This window comes from Arenibacter catalasegens, from assembly GCF_002909235.1.
In the GTDB taxonomy this organism is placed as follows: Bacteria; Bacteroidota; Bacteroidia; order Flavobacteriales; family Flavobacteriaceae; genus Arenibacter; species Arenibacter catalasegens.
On sequence record NZ_PHQQ01000022.1, the window covers coordinates 53,029 to 68,969 of the forward strand.

A 15,941-nucleotide genomic window follows, 5' to 3' on the forward strand; every position below is an offset into this window, starting at 1 on the left:
TTAAAGTCAATTTTTATCGTTAAACTGCTTATTGTATTAGGGTTCTTACTCCCTTTGTAGCTCCTCCCGTGTTGGCATCAACTGTCGTTTGTGCTACTTTTTTCACATAGTGTTTTGTCTGATCTTTCAAATGGCTGGCACTGACGTTCATTCCCTGCACGATGAAGTTGGATAATATAGGGGCCTTTAGATAAACAAAAACGTTCATCAACATCAACAAACCGCAGGTGAGCACTAAACCTAAATTCGCATCTCCTTCGGACAGTAATGAGTCTATCAGCTTATCCAATACGTGCAGCATAAAGTTATCGATAAGGTGAAGCATGGGTATCCAGAGGCAGACACTCATGAATTTTTGTAGCCATGCCTTCCACATACCGGAAAATACTGGTATGAAGGACAACCCTATATTTAATGGCCCAAATATTATTAACACGAACAAGTACATTACGGACATCGCTTTTATCCCCACAAATACGACTGCGGAAATGACCGATGCAATGGCAGTAACCCCGGAAGTGATAGCCCCGAGAATAAGTACTTGTATAGCCTCCGGATCCCCTTGTAGAAGCACCCAGGATACACCAAAATCCACCATAGCTGTTGTCTGAGCTACTAGAATTTTAATGTGGAGAATGTCCCATGAAATATCATTTGCCTTTAAGGACATTCCAATACCTTGGTAGAATTCAAGAATGGTCCTTGTCAGGGCGCGATAATTAAAAAGGACAAAGGCCAATGGAACCCATTTGAGATGTTCGAAAATATCAGCTCGCTTATCCTTATTGAGAAACACTAGAATGGCAACTATTGAAATACCTATACATGCGAAAACCTGACCGATTTCTATCATCGGGTCAACCACTTCGTAGGCATCTAAAATATATTGATCAAAAAGTTCATTGACCGATTCCCGTATTCCTTTGTCAGTGATGTTCATACCATGATTAGTTTTTATTCATATTGATCAGTGTGCGGCGAGATTCTCGGAGGGAATTGATTTGTGATAGTTTATGATTGTAAACAATTAGGTTGTCCAAAATGGTTTCCAGTTTAACGTTAATGGCATCGACCTTCTTTAGCCGTTCTTCAGGCAAAATGATGGCTTTGGTATTTATAATTTCATTGCATTGTTGAAATAGATTTTTAGTCTCCAAAAGAGCATTGGTGGCATAACCAATAAATTCATCGATTTCCTTTCGCTCTAAATATTCCAATTCTTGGACGGTCTGTTTGGAAGTTCTATATGCTTCGAGAATCTTAGTTTTTAGTTCTATGGCCAAGCTCACATCTGTCGATCCGGTCACATATTTGGGTGCCTGTTTCTTAGCTTCTAGCTCTTCTTTCAGAATTTCTCTGGATTTGGAAGTTTCATTATTGTTTTTCTCCATTAGATTAATCAACTGAGACAAGTTTTTATTTACAGCTTTTAGCTCTATGTTGATATTCATTAGCTGGCTGTTGACCACCCCAACGCTAGCGTTTGTAGCAACATCTGTAACTGGAATCTGGGAAAAAAGCGCCAGGTGCAGCAATAGGCTCAGAATTACCGGAGTTAGTTTCATTTTTTTTAGTTTTATGGAGTATTGTCAAAGGCATATGCCTTAGCCGTCAACTCCCAATTTTTATGATTTTTATTGTATAGTTGTTTGATCTTGGCACTTTCGGTGGGGTTGGTTTCATAAATACACTTTTCTTCCAAAGACGTTTCCACGCCATACACCTTTACCTTGTCCATCCAACAAAATGCAACCTCACGGAATTTCTTGTCTTTTGGTAGGTCTTTGTTGAGAGAAAGAATGAGTTGTTTCTGTTTTTCACCCAATCCCATTAGGGACTGTATTTTATCGAAGGATTGGGCAAAGTCGCGCATATCTAAAAACACTTTTATATGCGAATTGACCACAATAGCATTTTTGATGATTTCAGAGGATATAAAATCATCTACTTTTTGGGAAATGAAGATTGGCTGGCCGCCCAACTTTCTGGCCATTCTAGACTGGCTGTTAAAGTAGTGTACAAGTTCCGGTCTTACTAGAGCCTTCCAGGCTTCGTCGACGGCCAGTATTTTATTAATGGATAATCTTGAAGGGTCGTGCATCTTCTTGTTGAATATTTCCATAATCATCAAGGCGGTAATAGGAAATAGCAGTTCGTTATCAATCAATTTGCCCAATTTGAAATAAATAATCTTTTCATCACTTAGGCTGGAAATCCGATCGTCCAATTTGTTCAGTAAGCTTCCCCTAGTACCATTGGCATAGTATTTCTCCAAAAGGAACATGAATACATCGGAATCGAACTTTTCCTTTGGGACTTTTTTAGTTTTAATATAGGTTACAATGTGAATTTTACAGTATTCAAAAAATGTATCGAACTTAAAATTTTTGTCTCCATTTTTCCACATCCATTCGTAATAGTCGGTAATCAAAAATTCCAAAACGGTATTTGTGATTTCTGATCCGCCTATATTTCCATCCTGACCAATAATCAATTTTAGAAGGGTTACAAGGTAAATCAGCTTTCCTTCAACTAAAGTTTTGCCCTTGACGTCGCTTTGAAGAGAATCATATTTGTCCAATAAAAAGGGGTTGAAGGTAAACGGCTTTTCATCATCGTGCTGCAACGTTACCCCGCCAAATACCTTAGTAAGTCTATCGTATGAGTTGCCATCTTCCATAATTATGGCCTCAGCGCCCTGTCTTAGCTCGGAGGCAAAATAATGATTGGCCAAATAAGACTTGCCACCACCCGATCCTGAGGCGACCAACATGCCCCGATTGAAGATCCAATCTTTTTTTTCTGGTTCCCTGTACACAGATACTGAAAGCGGTTGGCCAGAAACACGGTCAACCAACCGCAATCCATCAACAGCCCTGGTTGCATCTTTATAACCGCCTTCAAAATAGAGTAGGGCAGTGGCCATATCACTGGGCATGGGCAGGTACATGTCTGAAGATATTCCGATTGCGTTACCAGCTACTCCTGCAAAGAATAGGTTCTTTCGGTCAATGGTGTTGTGTTTGGCATTTATCTTTAGTTTTTTGAAAGCGCCTGTAATAGAGTTTTCCATTTGCCTGTGCTGATTCCCTATTTCTTCAAACCCAAAAACATTGAGATGGTAAAAAACAGATTCCTTATGATTTTCCAAAATTTCTTTGGTATAATCATAAATTTGGTCCGCATAGATGGCGTTGCTGTCATCTTTATTACCATTACCGAACCGTTGAAAGCTCTTGGCTTTTTTTCTTAAGCCTGAGAGGACTTTTTCTTGATTTGGAATATAAATGTATTGGTTAATGATGTGTTCATGAGGAACTTTGAAGCCTAAAGAAAAAAGATTGCCTATAGGAAATCGGTTTTGTCGGGTAGTGAATTTTCCATACAATTCGTAGGTGCCGATATGGTCTTTATTAAACTGGTCCAAGTTTTCCAGGGTAAAAAATTGTCCCTGTTTGTTTCCCACATGTATGGTGTTGCTGTCAAAATCTACATCCACCAAATTTGTGCTATTTTCCTTAAGACCAAAGTATTTGGCATAAAGTCCATTTTGGGAAAACAGGTCGTCGTATTCAAGAATCTGCGATTTTATGAGTCCGGAGGAATTGATCAGATTGTTCACGTTCTGTACCTGAGATTCAAAATCTGCTAGAACACTACTATTGATAAATTCATCGGGAACGGTTTGGGTCAAATAAAAATCCCTGTTTTTCTCTAAAAAGGAGTTCGCCCGTTTGGAACTGTATTTGATATAGTTTTCAGGGACAATACTTATATATAAATAGTGCGTTCCAACTAAATAGGGGCGACCTTGAAAATGTTTTTCGTTCGCCCTTTCCATCATATCGCCCTGCAGTCTTTCTGAGATGGGTGTATAGTTTTCTTGGAGGAAGAAATCTTGCCTATGTAAGAGTCTATTTGGCCCTAAAATATTTATGATGTTTAAGAAAAGTTCTTGAAGGGTCTCATATTCTTTGGCATCCAATGTGAATACCTCTGGAAGAATAAGTTGTAATGGAATCGTTAAACACCCCCTTTCTTTTGATATTAAGGCCTGCCGTTCGTATCCGTATATAGGGAATGCATCCCAAAGAGCTACCTGTTTTCCCATAACAATAGATTTTTATAGTCATTGGCTACTTTGATGGAATCAGGTTTGGAAGCATCGGCAAGTTTTTTAACAAAGCCATTGGCGCCATAGGTCCTAGAGTAAAACAACAGGATCATGAATACGACGACAATTGCTATACCAGTTATTAGCAAGGCCAACAACATAGAAATAAAAGCGGATAGGACAAGACCTGTTATAATGGCAGCCGTACCAAGGTAAACGCAGTAAAAAATGTATTTCGCATTGAGACCTTTGTAATAGACATCTTTTTGCAGCCCTTTCTTTATAGGAATGTGGCAATTTTCCATATTACGGGAAATTTAGATGTTAGCTATTTCCTCACCTATGGCGATCAAGGCAAAAAATATGGCGATACCAATAATAATCTTGCCCAATTTATTGGCCAGGTCCGTCTGCTGATCCCGAATATAGAGATAGGTCAAACCTGTTATGGCAATGGCCACACCTGCAATAACCTTAATAATATCTACAATTTCCCTGGAAAGGTTTTTCGAATCGTTCTTGAAATCTTGTGCTTCCTGAAGCAGTTGATCGAATTGACCATAGGAGCACACGGTTATGGATATCAGAATTAAAAATAGAAGAAATGTTTCAATTTTCGGATTCCGGCGGTATTTCATCGGCTGTATCCTTGTTGCGGATGACTTTGAGTTTTTCATGCTTTTTGCGAGTTATGGAATTTGAATCATCTTCAAATGAACCCTCTCTAAAAGCTTCCAAAAGTTTAGAAGTGTCTTCCACTTCGGTTATCTGGTCGAGTACAGCGTTTAAATCGGTCTTATCATTATCTGATTTATATACAAATTTATCATTTAAACGCAAATAATCTAATTTTTTCGAATGTTTTTTTGTTTTTATACTTTTTTTGGATAATAGCACCCACATGATATACCCGTACCAAACAAGGGCAAGACCAAACAATATGTACCAGTAACTGCTCAAATTTCAGTTTTATTTTTGCTCAATGAGCGCAATTAATTTTTCATAATTTCTATTCGTAAAATCCAGCAAAACCTTTCGAATCAAATCGTTCCTTGAGGTCTTGACGCCCATTTTATAGGAGATACCCATTGCCAGTTTTTCATATTTCATAGCACAATCGCTGTTGATGGTCATAAAAAAAGTTTCTTTTTTATTTTTCAATTTATCGGTTTGCAATAACACATCCAGCTTTTTTCCTATACTAGGATTGTTTTCAGAAGGACTCTCTTGCTCTGGTTTCCCATTTTTCTCCAACTTGTTGATGGCATCTTCCTTTCTAACGTTTAGGGAAGGCGTTTGTTGTTTTACACCCAAACGATCCAGTTTTAGCTGTTCTAGCGCGCTTGTTGTCTCTTGGTTTTTATTTGCCATTTGCTCGAGCAGATCAAGTGTGGTGATTTTTTTCTGTTTTGCCATTGAAATCTAGTTTATAAATTTGATAACTGTTCTAATTCTTCGAAGAATTTTTTGATATCCATATCGCCTTCTTCCTTGTTTTCGGGAATGGGGTAGAGGGTATTCCTATACTGTTCCTTGTAAATGGTTCTGTCTTTGACCACACTTTGCATTATAGGGATGCCGGCTTTTTCGAACTGTTGGCGGAGCAGTGAAAACTTGTTTTTTCTTACCAATTTATATTTGTTGAAAAATAAGTTAACACTTTTGAGTACACGCTCCTCATTGTCCAGAAAGTTGTTCTTTAAGGTAAAATAGAAATTAGAGGTGCTGTCTATCTCCAATTCGTCGTGGCTAAATGGGATGAAAATATGTTCCACATATAAAAGGCCTTTGACCATTTCTACATTAAGACTCCCTGGAAGGTCCAGAATAATATAATCTATAAGACCGTAATATTTCATAATTGTGTCTTGGATGGATCCTACTGTTACCCGTTCTATAGTGTAAGGCTCCAATTCCTCAATTTCCGAAGCATCCAAAAAACTAAGTTCACGCTGTCTTTTTTTATAGATGGAATACTGTGGATTGTCCCCATCCAAGAGCACTACCTTTTTTCCTTTTGCATAATGAAGATTGGAGGCAAGGATAAGGTTTAAGGTTGTTTTTCCGATACCACCTTTTTCACCCACGATACTTATAATTTTTGTTTCCATGATATAGATATTAATTTTGATATATACATATATTATTTAGCAGTTATAATCATATTTTGGAATATGAATATATATTTATAGGGACATATGTACATATAAATATATTTGAATATGTACCTATATTTAAGTTTAAATATATGTATATAATTATTTAATAATCAGATTTTTACAGTAAATATTTTAATGTAAGAACATATAAAACCATATAAAAACAGATGGGTACAGCGGGAGGTTCCATGTGGTTTTATGCATTGGTTTTTTGTTGAGTAAGTTTTGTATTTTTTACCAACCATGTAGAGAATATTATTACCATTTTGTACGCCTGGATAGGATTGTAGTTTTCCATTGATTATGTTAATCTGGTTTATTCCAATATTATATTTTTGAATGGCCAGGTTTGAATAAAATAGTGGTTTTTGTATAAACCAAATACCTACGGAAGTCGAGCAACCCTTTCACTACAATCCTCCCCATGCGGACACGCTTCGCCGGTCCACTTGTGAAGTCTTTCCGTTCCCGTTTTCCTCGACACCCTCGGTACCGCGCAAAAGTACAAGCACCAAAAAAAGTCGCTTGACCTTTCTTCCCCCAACCCACAAAAAATAGTAGAATTTCGATGATTCCCATCATTTCCAATGTACCAAATAAGACCATATAATTCTAATGCCTGTACCCATTTATAGTCATATGTCCTGATATGTATTTAATGTGTAAAATACTGATTATTAGATTGTTATAATCAATTTTATTCTACTATATTTATCCGTGTAGACGGATAGCAAGTTATGTTTTAAGCATCTTAAAACGGCTACTTCTGACGAAGTGAAAACAGATAATATAGAAGGATAAAATGGCAATCAACAAGGGCGGGAGAAAACGTTTGGGGGATAGGAAGCGGGAGCATGCCATAACGCTTAGGTTCAATGGCACGGAACTTGAAAAAGTAAAGACCATCCTGCAGTCCTATAATCTTGACTTTGCTAAAAGGGGATCGGTGGGACCATTTTTGAGAAAGCTTATCCTAAGCAGGGAAACGATAAAAGAGAAACGGGTTCCAGATGAAATATCGAACCTCAATTACCAATTGAACAAAATAGGATCCAATATCAACCAACTGGTAAAGGTGGCCAACTACAAGAATATGCGAAGCACCAACGCAAGCCTAGAACGCGAGATGGAAAAAGCCAGCGAACTGATGCTCGAACTTATAGAAACGATCAACAACGGAAGTTAAAATGATAGCAAGGATACTATATCGGAATAATGTGCAGGGGATAATGAATTATGTATTGGGCAAGGCGGATAGCACCATACTCGGCTTCCAGAACACCTATTCGGATACCGATACCAACACAGCATTTTTAGGTAGGGTCCTTTACTATCTCGGCAATCGGCACGATTCTGAAAGACGATATGTACATGCAACTATCAATCTTCCCCGAGGCGAACAATTGGAAGACAAGGACTTTTTTGAACTGTCCAAAGCGTACATGGAACATATGGGATATGGAGAACAGCCCTATATGGTGGTACGCCACCACGATACCAAGCACGAGCATGTCCATATTGTCTCGACCACCATAAGGGAAGATTGTCTGCAAATAAACCTTTCCAATGATTTCAAAAGGAACGTAGCAACACAGAAATACCTTGAAAAACAGTTTGGGCTCTCCCCGTCGCCTGAAACACGAAAGGACAGGGAGCTACCGGTATATCGGATCCCGCAATTCAAGAACGAGGACATTAACGGGGTCAGGTTCTATATACAGGATATCACAAACAACATGCTCCAGAAGTACAAGGTGCGAAGCTTCAAAGAACTGTCCAAAATACTAAGACCGCACCACATCCAAGTAAGGACGGTGGACCACAATGGTAGGAATGGCGTATCGTTTGGCATCGAAGTAGAAGACGGCTACAGTTCAAGATTTATCAACGGCTCTACCGTACATCCTCAATTAAGCGGACCAAAACTGCAAAAGGTTTTTGAACGGAACATGCGCTCCAAGCTATTACCTATAGTTAAAAAGCGTTTGGAAAAGCAAATAATGACCACATTTAAACTGTTCAAGAGTATTCACTTTGAAGACCTGCCGGATGTATTAAAATCCTATCAGAATCTGGATTGTGAATTGCTTTATGGAAAGAAAATGCAACTAAGGGACATTATCATCTATGATAAATCAGGATTTATATGTAGTACTTCGGAAATAGGTTCAGAAATAGATGTCGTAAAGCATCCACAGTTAAACAATTCCGAGTATGGGGAAACCAGCATAGATGTGGATAGCAACCAATTTGTTCTTGAAATACAAAAACTTATAAAGAACGCTTTTTACAAAGCCTATTTCGATGCCAATAAACGTGATATATTGTTATCGGAATTTGTATCGCTCAAAAGTTTTAAGGAGGTGCTGCCCTTTTTAGCGAGTTCGGAACGATATTCATTTCTAAACCATTATATGCCCGAAAATAATGGTAGTACCTTATTGATTTCGGTACAAAAGGAATTTGAGAGCATGCGAATGATGTTGGGTATAAAGGAATCGAAAAAAGAACTCAAAACACTGGAAAACAGGGTTTCGATTTTAAAAAAGGCATTGGAAGCCAATGTATTCGATATTGCTGGGAGCAAAAGTACCTTATTTCATTTGCTACAGAGTTTGGGCCTTAAATATAGTAATGGCACCATATCCTATAGCAACTCCAATGTCCATTCCGTTAAGATGTTCCTGGACAATTATCATGTTCCAAATGAGAATGAAGCCTACATATCCTTTGGTTGTATCAATCAAAATGAAAAGGTATTGGAAGTGTTAATGGAAGAAAAAGGGTGTAAGGCTCTTGATTTAAGCGCCACCGCTTTTTTCCTTCCCATTTTACTGCCCCAATTATACAGTTCAATGACTCTGGATTATGGAAAGTGGTTTGAGGAACATTGCTTGAAGGCATATCTCCATAAAACGGAACGGCTCCATTTGTCATACGAAAAATCCGCAATCGATTATATAAAACTGTTCAACGCCAAGGGATTTTCTTTTGAGCAAATAGAGGATGATATTTGCATCAGCTCCATATACTCAAAACAAAGGGTCAGTATTCCGTTAGCATCAAAAACCCAGGCATATCTTAAATCGATCAAGAATTTGGATCAAGTGTTGAACGAGCAATCCAAAACATTATCCAATATAATGGATGAGGGTAGGGGACAGCTCAAAAATTTATGGCTTTCTTATTTGATAGAAAAAGAATTGTATGCTAAAGCTGCTTTTATAATGATCTACGATAAATTACGTCCAAATTTGGATAAGGACGTTATGGAGTACCATTTAGAAAAGGGGTTGCGGGAAGGGTTACTTCAAGTATCCAAACAAAAGTTGAATTCACAACAGGCAACCATTTTGCGAAGGAGTGCCTTTGCCTTCAGTACCCTTTTGGGATTTGGAGGTTATAAGGACGAAGAAGTATTTAATGGGTTTAAGGACGAGATGACAGATTATTCGAAACGTAAAGGAATTTACCTCTCGTGATTAGTCGATTCTGTTCCGGAAAACATTGAAATCATAGCATAGGAAATTAAATATATTAGAATAGATTAATTATGGTAGTGAACAAGAGTAGGTTTTACCCCTATGATCCAAACAAAGGTAATTTTTTATTATATTTACCCTCGTTAATAAAACGCAAGTAATTATTACCCTCATTCAAAATGGCAGAATTTAATAGAAATATACCCTATAATAGTTTACCACTATTACCACCAAGGACGGCATTGGAAACTACTAAAGTCTTGCGAAAGACCATAGATGCCAGTAGGGCACTGGCACAACTAAACGGTATGTTAACCAATTTACCTAACCCAACGCTGTTTTTAGACACCATACATCTACAAGAAGCAAAGGCGAGTTCCGAAATAGAGAACATTATTACTACAAATGATGATCTGTACAAATCTATAGTGGCGGACAAAAAGTTTGATAACCCTGCAACAAAAGAGGTGATAAGCTATAAAGAGGCTCTTTGGAATGGCCTGCGCGATATAGAAAAACGCCCTTTCATAAGTACAAATTTGTGCATTGAAATTGTTCAAAGTATTAAAAAGAATACTGCTGGCATTAGAACAACACCAGGAACTGCTTTAAAGAATGCGAAAGGTGAAACTATATATACACCACCTACAGGTGAAAATGTGATAAGAGAGAAATTGGCAAATCTAGAAACCTTTATTAATGGTGAAGATGCAATAGATCCATTAATCAAAATGGCTTTAATGCATTATCAATTTGAAGCAATTCACCCCTTTAATGATGGTAATGGGAGAACAGGACGTATTTTATTGTTACTCTACTTAAAACTTGAAAAATTGCTGGATACACCTGCCATTTATTTAAGTGAGTATATTATAAAAAATAAAGCAGACTATTATAACAAACTACGTGAGGTTACCGAAAATAATGCATGGGAATCGTGGATATTATATATGCTCGATATGGTGGAATATACCGCTAAAAAGGGATTACAGCGTTTAAAGGACGTAACCGACTTAATGCAAATAATGACCACTGAAATTAAAGAAACCTTGCCAAAAGTATATACTAAAGAGCTTGTTGAAATATTATTTAGATTGCCATATACTAAAAGACAATTTTTGATCGAGGCCAAATTAGGAACACCCAAAACTGTTGGTAATTATCTAATAGCATTGGAAGAAGCTGGGTTTTTAATATCTGAAAAAGTAGGTAAAGAAAAATTATATCTCAACCATAGGTTAATGGCTGTTTTAGAAGCATTATAAGTGACCATTATCGATTATAGAAAAGAAAAGTATAGGTAAAATTTAATTGCTTTAATGAAACATTATTTTTTGAAGATTTGTAGACTACAAGGAAACATCCACACTCGGCATTGGGAGATCTGACACCGAATGGGTTCATAGACACAAAGGAAAATAGCCCGGATTCTCTACTTTCGACAGCTAGTTAAATTGGGAGGAGGTCATTAGCTATGTTTTCATAAATGCTTGCTAAGTAACTTGATTAAATTTATGCCTTTTTGTTTTTCAAGTTACATGGAGATAATTGGACTTCTAAAAAAAGCAATTCAACGGATATTACTGAACTTTACCGATTAAGCAAATACCAAAACTAATATTTACTATCTTAGAAAGTTAATAGCACATCCTTGGTTGTAGTACTCCCCCCTCTTTACGCCAGCAAAAAAAGTTACATAATTAATAGGATTTATTATACCTAAAATGACTAAATCAGAATTAATCGATGCCATGGCAGCTGATGCCGGCATATCAAAGGCTGAAGCAAAAAAAGCACTGGAATCCTTCTTGGGAAATATTGAGGCTGCACTCAAAAAAGGCGACCGGGTTTCGTTGATAGGTTTCGGCTCGTGGTCAGTTTCCAAAACAAATGCAAGGGAAGGCAGGAATCCATCAACCGGAAAGAAAATCCAAATTGCAGCAAAAAATGTTGTGAAATTTAAGGCGGGGGCAGATTTGAGAGATACTGACGATACAGGACCAATGAAATCAAAATAATGAAATTAGAAGGATATAAAACAAAATCTCATGATTATACCGCAAAAGCCAGTGAAATAGCTCGACAGCTAAATTTTGCGGGAATTGGAATAATATGGATTGTAAAAACTACATTTCCGGAATTGAAATTATCCGATTCCCAGTTATTACTGCCTTTAGTATTTATAACTGTCTCAATGATACTGGATTTTCTCCAATACTTGATTGGAGGTATAATTTGGATTAAGTTTTATAAAAGAATGGAAAAAGCAGGAACTTCACAGACCGAAGATGTACAATCCCCGGAATGGAGAAGCGCTGTTTTATATCGTTTTTATTACGTAAAATTCACATTTATGTTCTTAGCATATATGTCTATTATTAAAACTCTTTTTGCATATTTTTAGATTATTTTACCATAGGTACTAAGAGCCAAATAGACTTTATTGCACGACGCCAAGCATCAAATACCATTACAACTTCAAATTGGCTAACATGTTTATATCCTAACGCATTTTAAACTATCAAGCAAGTATCAGAAGAACAATGTTAAATTATACAATTATTATTTCTTATATCTTTAAATTTTTAATCCATAACCAAGAATATTTAATTTTTACATGGCAAAAAATACAGTAAAGGCAGATATAGATTTTGAAAAGGAACTTTGGGATGCCGCAAACGAATTAAGAGGGGCCGTATCCGAGAATAATTACAAAAACTATATTCTTCCCCTAGTCTTCCTAAAACACCTAAGTGAGCGTTACGAGATGGTTCATGAGGAGCTTAACCAGGAGTTAATGGATCCTAAATCCGATTACTACACCACCGACAAGGAAGAAATCAATTACGTATTGGAGGATCAGGACGAATACCGTTCACGTAATACGTTTAAAATTCCAAAAACGGCGTCTTGGCATCACCTAAAAGACAATGCAGAACAAGATGATATAAAAGTGATCGTAGACGATTCTTTTGACGTCATACAGGAGCTTTTAACGGCATATAATCCACAATTAAATAACTTGTTGCCACGAATCTTTGTCCGCAGCGAATTGTCCCCTAAACAAATAGGAGGGATTATCAATCTATTATCCCATCCCAAATTTTCGGAAAAAGAGAACCCTGAAAGTGATATACTGGGGCGTATCTATGAATATTATATTGGGCGTTTTGCTATGGCAGAAGGATCTGGTGCAGGGCAATTCTTTACACCCGGTAGTATCGTTAGGCTTCTAGTTGAGTTATTGGAACCGTATAAGGGAAGAATTTTTGATCCGGCATGTGGTAGTGGGGGTATGTTTGTACAGAGTTTAAAGTTCATTAAAGAGCATGGTGGCGATAAAACAGATATTTCTATCTATGGCCAAGAAATGACGGCACAAACGCTGCGATTGTGTTTAATGAATTTGTTGCTACGTGATTTATCTTTTGACATAAAATTGGGCAACTCCTTATTGGATGATAAATTTCCAGAGTTAAAGGCCGACTTTATTATTGCCAATCCTCCGTTTAATGTGAGTAACTGGCACCCAGAAGATTTACCCGATGGAGATCCACGCCTTTTTGGCCCTAAAGAAGAATTTACCACCGATGGCTCCGCTAATTATATGTGGATGCAAACCTTTTGGCATCATTTATCCGATACAGGTACTGCCGGTATTGTTATGGCCAATGGAGCTATGACCTCCAATAGCAAAGGTGAGAAAAATGTACGCCAACACATGGTGGAAAATAGTATGATAGACTGCATTGTGCGTATGCCAGATAAGTTGTTCTTAACCACAGGAATCCCAGCATGCCTATTTATACTAAGCAAAAACCGTGATGGTAAAGATGGTGAGCATAGGGAGCGTACTAATGAAATACTGTTTTTGGATGCTGCCAAAATGGGCACTATGGCCAGCCGAAAGTTGCGTGTGTTTTCTGATGAAGATGTAAGCCAAATTGCGGACACCTACCATAATTGGAGAACAACAGGAAAATCCTATGAAGATGTAGACGGATTTTGTAAAGCGGCCACATTGGAAGAAGTGCAAAAACAAGATTACAAGCTTACTCCTGGGATATATGTGGGCACTGAGGCTGAAGAAGATGACGGCATCCCTTTTGAAGAAAAAATGGAGGATTTAAAAATGCAACTTTTAGAGCAGTTTAAAACCGGGGAGGAATTAAAAAAACAGATTCAGGCAAATTTTGATAAACTTTAAACATGATTATAGGATTGTTCTTAAGGCATTATAAATGTTATAAAAATTTGCATTTTATTCCATTTATCACTAAACATAATTATTCTAATTTAAATTTAATAATAGGGAAAAATGGATCAGGAAAAACATCCATTTTGGAGATGTTAGATGTGTATTTTAATAAAAAATATTTTCATTTATCTCAAGATTCAAATCGTGGAGATGCTTATATAGCCCCAGTTATCTGTGTGAAAAAGACTTTTTTAGATGAGTTATTCATTAATTTCAATGGTACTAAATTAGAATTAGAGGATATTATATCCTTTATGAGTGATTTTCTTTGGGATTTAAGTGCTCCTAGTAATAGTTTACAACAGAGAAGTTTTCAAGATATTAGGGACAATTTTGATACTAGAATAAGTAGAGATAATTCTTATTTATTAGTTGATGGTATAAACATAGATGGAAATTTAAAATTTGGGCCATTTGAAGATCTTCAGAAGCAACTAACCGAAAAATATGAGAATAAAAGAATAAATAGTTTTTCAAATGCACTAAAAACTACATTTAATTATATTTTCATACCAGTTGAAACTGATATCAATGATTATCTCAGGTTAGAAAATAACAGTTTACAATTTCTAATTGGTCAAGACATAAAAAAAAAGATTGACGATGTATTTGATAAGCAGGTCACCGTAGATGGAACAGCGAAAAAAATTATCCAGGTCATTAATGAAAATTTAAAAGGATTTGTATCCTCGGTAGAAAATACAATTCAAAAAATTGACAAAGAATATTCCTTTAAAACAGATCCAAATGTTAAGAAAAGTGTTACATCCAAAGATTTAAGAGGTAAAGTAATTGAGGAATATTTTAGGAACAGATCGCTTAAACGAAATGACACTAAAATTACAGCAATGAGCTCTGGTCAAAGAAAAAAAGCCCTTGTTGACATAATATATTCTTTGATAATAGAAAATTCCAGTGGGGAAAATGAATCTAATATAATATTAGCGATTGATGAGCCTGAAGCCTCCTTGGATGTAACAAATAGTTTTGAGCAATTTGAAAAACTAGAAAAAATTTCAGAAAAAAACATTCAAACTTTAATAACAACACATTGGTATGGAGCATTACCAGTAACAAATAATGCAACAATCACGCATACATTGGAGGATGAAAAAAATATACCACAGGTTAGTACTTTTTCATCACATAACCTTTATGATAATCATGATGCACATAAGGTAGATGATATTTTTTTTAAAAGCATCTACGATTTAGCTTCTTCCATTTTAGCGTCCTTAAGAAACGGTTCCAAAGATTGGATAATTGTTGAAGGACATTCAGATAAAAATTATTTAAAATCATATTTTGATTTAGAGAAAGTAACCTTCTTATCAATAGGTGGTATTGACAGGCTAATTAGTCTTGTAGATTTTCTATCAGTACCACTTAGAAATAAAGATGAGAAAAATTACACTAAAAATAAGATAATATTTTTATCTGATAATGACACTGAATATAAGTCTTCACTTTCAGGTAGCTCATCTATTTTGCATTTCAAAAGATACATCTTCCAAGAAGGTCAAGTGAAATTGATTGATTACACACAAAACAAGCATGGTGAAGGAATAGCTATTGAGGATGTAATGGATTCTGATATAATGTGGAAAGCCTTAAATGAATTAGCAATTGAAGAAGAAGAACTAAACCAAACATTGTCAAATTTCAGCTATGAAAAGGATTTTAAAATAAGTAAATTCGGAGGTGACTTTTCATTTTTAATTACGTCAAAAAATGGAAAGGAAAAAATAAAAATTGTACAAGAATTACAAGAAGTTTTAAGACCATTAAAGACTAGGTTATCAGTTAAATATAATAACTTAAGTACAAATGAAGTTATTCCTTGGTTATCAGAATTAAAACTATTGCTAAAACCGAATTTGGAAAATAAGCCAAAAAGAAAGTTAAGAATTAAAAAGGTCAAAAATTAA

15 protein-coding genes are annotated in these 15,941 nt (G+C 36.2%); 7 read left to right on the forward strand and 8 right to left on the reverse strand.

Annotated features, from left to right (window positions below):
• Window positions 1–28 precede the first annotated feature (28 nt).
• From CWD90_RS16190 to CWD90_RS16225, 8 genes are read right to left on the reverse strand one after another with little or no spacing between them, the layout of a single operon-like run.
• Window positions 29–940, reverse strand: a complete 912-nt coding sequence (locus CWD90_RS16190; RefSeq protein ID WP_103477122.1) for a hypothetical protein — start codon at window positions 938–940, stop codon at window positions 29–31.
• A 7-nt stretch (window positions 941–947) separates the two neighbouring features.
• Window positions 948–1,565 (reverse strand): hypothetical protein, encoded by a 618-nt coding sequence (locus CWD90_RS16195; RefSeq protein ID WP_103477123.1) that lies wholly within the window; start codon window positions 1,563–1,565, stop codon window positions 948–950.
• Window positions 1,566–1,576: 11 nt separating this feature from the next.
• A complete protein-coding gene (locus CWD90_RS16200) occupies window positions 1,577–4,111 on the reverse strand; it encodes a TraG family conjugative transposon ATPase (protein ID WP_103477124.1) in 2,535 nt (844 codons plus the stop codon).
• On the reverse strand, window positions 4,096–4,419 hold the full coding sequence (locus CWD90_RS16205) for a DUF4133 domain-containing protein (RefSeq protein WP_103477125.1): 324 nt from the start codon (window positions 4,417–4,419) through the stop codon (window positions 4,096–4,098). Before CWD90_RS16205 ends, CWD90_RS16200 begins: the two co-directional genes overlap by 16 nt.
• A gap of 12 nt (window positions 4,420–4,431) precedes the next feature.
• Window positions 4,432–4,791 (reverse strand): TrbC/VirB2 family protein, encoded by a 360-nt coding sequence (locus tag CWD90_RS16210; protein ID WP_192878037.1) that lies wholly within the window; start codon window positions 4,789–4,791, stop codon window positions 4,432–4,434.
• On the reverse strand, window positions 4,724–5,074 hold the full coding sequence (locus tag CWD90_RS16215; protein ID WP_157941258.1) for a hypothetical protein: 351 nt from the start codon (window positions 5,072–5,074) through the stop codon (window positions 4,724–4,726). Before CWD90_RS16215 ends, CWD90_RS16210 begins: the two co-directional genes overlap by 68 nt.
• A 9-nt stretch (window positions 5,075–5,083) precedes the next feature.
• The gene (locus tag CWD90_RS16220; RefSeq protein ID WP_103477127.1) at window positions 5,084–5,530 is read right to left on the reverse strand and encodes a hypothetical protein; all 447 of its coding nucleotides are present in this window, start codon (window positions 5,528–5,530) and stop codon (window positions 5,084–5,086) included.
• Window positions 5,531–5,541: 11 nt separating this feature from the next.
• The gene (locus tag CWD90_RS16225; RefSeq protein WP_103477128.1) at window positions 5,542–6,225 is read right to left on the reverse strand and encodes a ParA family protein; all 684 of its coding nucleotides are present in this window, start codon (window positions 6,223–6,225) and stop codon (window positions 5,542–5,544) included.
• An 850-nt stretch (window positions 6,226–7,075) separates the two neighbouring features.
• Between CWD90_RS16225 and mobC the strand changes: the two genes are divergently transcribed.
• From mobC to CWD90_RS16265, 7 genes are all read left to right on the forward strand, one after another.
• Complete coding sequence (gene mobC / locus CWD90_RS16235) at window positions 7,076–7,459, forward strand: plasmid mobilization relaxosome protein MobC (protein ID WP_103477130.1); 384 nt, start codon at window positions 7,076–7,078, stop codon at window positions 7,457–7,459.
• Between the two features lies 1 nt (window position 7,460).
• A complete protein-coding gene (locus CWD90_RS16240; RefSeq protein ID WP_103477131.1) occupies window positions 7,461–9,755 on the forward strand; it encodes a relaxase/mobilization nuclease domain-containing protein in 2,295 nt (764 codons plus the stop codon).
• 179 nt (window positions 9,756–9,934) lie between these two features.
• Complete coding sequence (locus tag CWD90_RS16245; RefSeq protein ID WP_103477132.1) at window positions 9,935–11,020, forward strand: Fic family protein; 1,086 nt, start codon at window positions 9,935–9,937, stop codon at window positions 11,018–11,020.
• Between the two features lie 459 nt (window positions 11,021–11,479).
• Window positions 11,480–11,773 carry an HU family DNA-binding protein gene (locus CWD90_RS16250; protein ID WP_103477133.1) on the forward strand — a complete coding sequence of 98 codons (294 nt, stop codon included), beginning with the start codon at window positions 11,480–11,482 and terminating at the stop codon, window positions 11,771–11,773.
• On the forward strand, window positions 11,773–12,159 hold the full coding sequence (locus CWD90_RS16255) for a hypothetical protein (protein ID WP_103477134.1): 387 nt from the start codon (window positions 11,773–11,775) through the stop codon (window positions 12,157–12,159). The genes CWD90_RS16250 and CWD90_RS16255 overlap by 1 nt, the downstream gene beginning before the upstream one ends.
• Window positions 12,160–12,372: 213 nt before the next feature.
• Window positions 12,373–13,962 (forward strand): type I restriction-modification system subunit M, encoded by a 1,590-nt coding sequence (locus CWD90_RS16260; protein WP_103477135.1) that lies wholly within the window; start codon window positions 12,373–12,375, stop codon window positions 13,960–13,962.
• A gap of 2 nt (window positions 13,963–13,964) precedes the next feature.
• A complete protein-coding gene (locus CWD90_RS16265; RefSeq protein WP_103477136.1) occupies window positions 13,965–15,941 on the forward strand; it encodes an AAA family ATPase in 1,977 nt (658 codons plus the stop codon).

What these genes read in the sequence shown, in the direction of transcription:
- CWD90_RS16265 (WP_103477136.1), top strand. Translation starts at nt 13,965, where the DNA reads ATGATTATAGGATTGTTCTTAAGGCATTATAAATGTTATAAAAATTTG.
- CWD90_RS16245 (WP_103477132.1), top strand. Translation starts at nt 9,935, where the DNA reads ATGGCAGAATTTAATAGAAATATACCCTATAATAGTTTACCACTATTA.
- CWD90_RS16240 (WP_103477131.1), top strand. Translation starts at nt 7,461, where the DNA reads ATGATAGCAAGGATACTATATCGGAATAATGTGCAGGGGATAATGAAT.
- CWD90_RS16255 (WP_103477134.1), top strand. Translation starts at nt 11,773, where the DNA reads ATGAAATTAGAAGGATATAAAACAAAATCTCATGATTATACCGCAAAA.
- CWD90_RS16225 (WP_103477128.1), bottom strand. Translation starts at nt 6,225, where the DNA reads ATGGAAACAAAAATTATAAGTATCGTGGGTGAAAAAGGTGGTATCGGA.
- CWD90_RS16260 (WP_103477135.1), top strand. Translation starts at nt 12,373, where the DNA reads ATGGCAAAAAATACAGTAAAGGCAGATATAGATTTTGAAAAGGAACTT.
- CWD90_RS16210 (WP_192878037.1), bottom strand. Translation starts at nt 4,791, where the DNA reads ATGAAAAACTCAAAGTCATCCGCAACAAGGATACAGCCGATGAAATAC.
- CWD90_RS16200 (WP_103477124.1), bottom strand. Translation starts at nt 4,111, where the DNA reads ATGGGAAAACAGGTAGCTCTTTGGGATGCATTCCCTATATACGGATAC.
- CWD90_RS16220 (WP_103477127.1), bottom strand. Translation starts at nt 5,530, where the DNA reads ATGGCAAAACAGAAAAAAATCACCACACTTGATCTGCTCGAGCAAATG.
- CWD90_RS16205 (WP_103477125.1), bottom strand. Translation starts at nt 4,419, where the DNA reads ATGGAAAATTGCCACATTCCTATAAAGAAAGGGCTGCAAAAAGATGTC.
- CWD90_RS16190 (WP_103477122.1), bottom strand. Translation starts at nt 940, where the DNA reads ATGAACATCACTGACAAAGGAATACGGGAATCGGTCAATGAACTTTTT.
- mobC (WP_103477130.1), top strand. Translation starts at nt 7,076, where the DNA reads ATGGCAATCAACAAGGGCGGGAGAAAACGTTTGGGGGATAGGAAGCGG.
- CWD90_RS16195 (WP_103477123.1), bottom strand. Translation starts at nt 1,565, where the DNA reads ATGAAACTAACTCCGGTAATTCTGAGCCTATTGCTGCACCTGGCGCTT.
- CWD90_RS16250 (WP_103477133.1), top strand. Translation starts at nt 11,480, where the DNA reads ATGACTAAATCAGAATTAATCGATGCCATGGCAGCTGATGCCGGCATA.